This window comes from Flavobacterium sp., from assembly GCF_043756175.1.
GTDB lineage: Bacteria > Bacteroidota > Bacteroidia > Flavobacteriales > Flavobacteriaceae > Flavobacterium.
In genome coordinates this window covers 1-3,859 of record NZ_JAYURN010000113.1, presented here as the reverse complement: position 1 = coordinate 3,859, position 3,859 = coordinate 1, and the positions used below count along the sequence as shown (strand labels likewise).

6 protein-coding genes are annotated in these 3,859 nt (G+C 28.8%); all 6 read right to left on the bottom strand.

Annotation, left to right across the window (positions count from 1 at the left end; all coding sequences use genetic code 11):
- On the bottom strand, positions 1-122 hold a 122-nt coding region (locus ACH2BP_RS09330), incomplete at its 3' end, for a class I lanthipeptide (protein ID WP_395059226.1).
- Between the two features lie 187 nt (positions 123-309).
- The gene (locus tag ACH2BP_RS09325; protein WP_395059224.1) at positions 310-504 is read right to left on the bottom strand and encodes a class I lanthipeptide; all 195 of its coding nucleotides are present in this window, start codon (positions 502-504) and stop codon (positions 310-312) included.
- A gap of 79 nt (positions 505-583) precedes the next feature.
- On the bottom strand, positions 584-742 hold the full coding sequence (locus ACH2BP_RS09320) for a class I lanthipeptide (RefSeq protein WP_395059222.1): 159 nt from the start codon (positions 740-742) through the stop codon (positions 584-586).
- 17 nt (positions 743-759) lie between these two features.
- Entirely contained in the window at positions 760-939 is a 180-nt protein-coding gene (locus ACH2BP_RS09315; RefSeq protein ID WP_395059220.1) for a class I lanthipeptide, read from the bottom strand.
- Positions 940-976: 37 nt separating this feature from the next.
- Positions 977-1,165, bottom strand: coding sequence for a class I lanthipeptide (locus ACH2BP_RS09310; protein WP_395059218.1), 189 nt, complete (start codon positions 1,163-1,165; stop codon positions 977-979).
- A 636-nt stretch (positions 1,166-1,801) separates the two neighbouring features.
- On the bottom strand, positions 1,802-3,652 hold the full coding sequence (locus ACH2BP_RS09305) for a helix-turn-helix domain-containing protein (RefSeq protein WP_395059216.1): 1,851 nt from the start codon (positions 3,650-3,652) through the stop codon (positions 1,802-1,804).
- Positions 3,653-3,859 lie beyond the last annotated feature (207 nt).

Genomic DNA, 3,859 nt, shown 5'->3' with positions numbered 1-3,859 from the left:
AGACTAATAATTATTGTAACCACCCATGAACCACCATTCACATCATTCAATTGACCATCATTCAATTCCACAACAACTGATTTATTAAAAGCCATCTTGTTCATTCCGTTTTGTTTTTTCATTTTCTTAAAGTTTATTGTAATTTCCCTACTCTTTAAAGGATTTTCGGGTTGCTCCTCGTGTTAGTATTTTAAATTTGTTCAAAATCATGAACTTCTATTTCTATTGTTAATTATAACTTACGTGGTTTAGCGTGAAATGAAGCTGTGTTTTTAAAAATTAGGAATACCGTTATTCTTTTTTTAAATACTAGTACTGTACAATTGTCAACTTATTTAACTTGTCTGTTATTGGGTCACAACAACATCCTGAACAAGGGTTTGTGTCGGTGTCTTGTCCTGTAATCCCTGTTCCGCCGTTAATTTGTGACAATTGTGTTCCATTCAATTCTGTAACAGCTGCTTTAGTGAAAGCTAGCTTGTTCATTGCGTTTTGTTTTTTCATTTTCTTAAAGTTTAATTGATTTAGTGTTATTATAATTGCTTAGAAATCTAGCGAACCAATGCTTGTGAACCGCATATTGCTACCTTATGTCTGGTACTTGTATTACTAACAAAGTAATGTCAGTATCCCAAAATATATCCGAAGTTCCACCATTAATTTGTGACAATTGTGTTCCATTCAATTCTGTAACAGCTGCTTTAGTGAAAGCTAGCTTGTTCATTGCGTTTTGTTTCTTCATTTGTTTTTGGTTTTTAATTATTGTTGTGCTAATACTGTAATTCTAAATGGACCACAGCAACAACCTGTGCAAGTGTCTTGTGTATCACCACCGTCTATAGATGTTCCACCATTAATTTCTGCTAATTGTGCTCCATTCAATTCCGTAACAGCTGCTTTATTAAAAGCTAGCTTGTTCATTATATTTTGTTTTTTCATTTTCTTAAAGTTTAAAATTGTTTTTATTATTAATTTACTAGATATATGTTTGGGTATGCATTACTCCTGATCCACATCCACCAGAAATAATATTTGTATTGTCATCATAATCCGCATTAATTCCGTTGCCTGTTCCACCTTGTATGGTTAACAATTGCCCCATTGAAAGTTCCGTAACAGCTGCTTTATTGAAAGCCAGCTTGTTCATTGTGTTTTGTTTTTTCATTTTTGTTTAAAATTTGACATAGTTTTCCCTACTCTTTAAAGGATTTTCAGGTTTCTCCTTAAAAAAATTAAATTTTCGATACGGTGGTTTTGCAAAAGGAATACTTTATCTATCTATTCTTTTTGGAATAAATTTTTAAAAAAAATCTTAATTTGGGATACAAACGATTCTTGCTGATGGTTTTCAACATTTTCGTTTAATTCAAAAATTGAATTTCGATTTAGCTTTTTCGCTTTTTTTGCAATGTTTCTCTCGGGCATAAATTTTTTTGTTGCCAACAAGGAATTTGAATAAGTAGTGCTTTAAGAAATAGCAGTAGTTTATAGATTAAACCGTGCGCTTTGAAGAAGCAATTCCTAACAACCTTGTTAGATTTATGTTTTGTTAATTTATTCTTATAAAACAGAGACTCCACTCTCTTGTTTTATTTTTTTAGTATTTACAATTGTGCTTTGTAGCAGTATCATAAAAACAAATTTTGAAATAAATAGAAAATAGTTTCTTATTATTTCTTCGACAAAGTAAAATAGATTTTTTGGGTAATAAAAATGAGGCAAACGTGTATTTATAAAAACACAGAATAGTTTTTTAAAATTAAAACGTTGATTTTCAATAAATTAAAATCAATATTTCAATTTAAACCTCTTTAAGCTTGCTTATTTTACGGATGTAAACAGCAGGTGTAATTCCTGTGGCATCCTTGAAGTATTTGGTAAAAGATTCGGGTCTTTTATAGCCCACTTCCTCTGCAATGGCGTTTACAGAATAAGACCGAAGTTTGGCATTATTCTTTAATTCAATAATAATATAATTAATTCGCAACTCATTGATATAGGTGCTAAAGCTCTTGCCTAGTTCATTATTTACAATTTTAGACAAGTAGGCAGTGTTGGTTTTTAGCTTTTTAGCCACACTATGAAGTGTACATTCTTGTTTCAAGAAGTATTTCTTTTCTTCTAGTTTAATTAGCTTGTCTAGTATTTCAGTTATTGTTCCGTCTTTTATAACAAATGAATTATTTAACACATCATCTATGATTACACTATCGTCTTCTTGAGAGATTATTTCACTATCAAACTCTTCCTCTTCATTTTCGAGTTCATCAGTATTATTGTCTTCTTCCGTTTCTTGATAAGCAATAGGGTTTTCTTCAAGTACAGTTGTTCTTTCTACTTCTTTATCATCAAATAGTAAATGGTTTACATTGTCTATTGCAGGTAATCCAACTGTTTTAGCAGACAATTCTTCTTCATAATTGCTTATTTTTTGTAATAATGCCTCGAATTTATCTTGATTTAGGGTGTCTCTTTTCTTTATGTAGAAAAAGTACAATAGAATACATAAGCTTACTACTAAGAGCATGCCTGCAAGTGTCCATTTTTGTTTTGATTGATCGAATTTTTGTTCTTCCACCTCAGCCACCTTAATTTTATGAAGGTAATCTATAGTTTCGATCTTTTTTTGACTTAGTTTTTTAGATTTTTCAATAAATTTTTGGTAATAATCGTTTGATTTTGAAAACTCATTAATTGATTTGTAATTTTCGGCTAGTAAATAGTAGATTTCAGATACTATTTCCACTACAAAGGGTGATTTTTTATCAAACTCATTTAGCTCATTCAGCAAATTAATGGCTTCAAGATGTTTTTTTTCTAGTGTTAGTAACCTTGCAATGTCTAATTTGATGATATTACTATCTTCTAAACTCTCCATTTCATTAGAAATGAGTAACGCTTTATCATAAGATTTTCTTGCGTTTAAATACTGTTTACGTTCAATATAAGCACTGGCTTCTATTTGTAAGAAAGCGATTTTATAATTAGGAATGTCTTTTTTTGTTGATAATTGAATGCCTTCATTGATTAATGTAAATGCGGAATCAATTTCATTAAGTTTAATATATGTTTTAGCTAAATTATGCTTGACACTAAGAATAGCAGAAGTTTGACGCGTTACACTCTTTATACCTTGTTTAAATATGTATAACGCTTTATCATAGTTCTCAAGTTCATAATGTATTTTCCCTTGTGCTACTAAAATAAAGTTATACGATTCTATATCAATATTTTTCTTTGCTAACTTTATACATTCTTCAAACAATGCTAAGGATTCTTCATAATAATACTGATAAAATAGATAATTTGCTTTATTTATTTTATGATACAATAAAATTTCTTTGTTATCTATGTCAATTGCTTTCTGAATTGCTTTGTCATAATAATAAAACACACTGTCTTTTTGCGACATCGCACCACATAAATCTGCTATATAAAAATAAGCATTACTCTCTTCTTTACTTAGATTATTTTGCTTCGCAATTTTTAGAAATTTATGGCTGTATGTTTTTGCTTTGTTTGGATTACTAAAAAAATACTTTACAATTGAATCATTTAAACTTTTTGATTTAGATTGTGCTCCCGCAAAATTCATTATAAACAATAATGTAATACAATAAAATAAAGTAGATCTTCTTATAAAATATTTCATTAAAAAAGTGCTTAATGTTTCTTTTTCAGATATTTAAAAAAAATAACCTTAACTCATTTTTATAAATTTACGGTTGTCTTCTTTTTATTTCTTTAAAACAATTTCTATGTTTGCAGTAACTAAAAACAAAGATGATGAAAAAAAATAAAACAAAAAAATTAGACTTCAAAAAACTAAATCTGGTAGAATTAAATTCTGACAATTTAA

Bases quoted from the DNA above. Each gene is read 5' to 3' on its own strand.
- ACH2BP_RS09310 (WP_395059218.1), bottom strand. From the start codon at position 1,165: ATGAAAAAACAAAACACAATGAACAAGCTGGCTTTCAATAAAGCAGCT.
- ACH2BP_RS09315 (WP_395059220.1), bottom strand. From the start codon at position 939: ATGAAAAAACAAAATATAATGAACAAGCTAGCTTTTAATAAAGCAGCT.
- ACH2BP_RS09320 (WP_395059222.1), bottom strand. From the start codon at position 742: ATGAAGAAACAAAACGCAATGAACAAGCTAGCTTTCACTAAAGCAGCT.
- ACH2BP_RS09325 (WP_395059224.1), bottom strand. From the start codon at position 504: ATGAAAAAACAAAACGCAATGAACAAGCTAGCTTTCACTAAAGCAGCT.
- ACH2BP_RS09305 (WP_395059216.1), bottom strand. From the start codon at position 3,652: ATGAAATATTTTATAAGAAGATCTACTTTATTTTATTGTATTACATTA.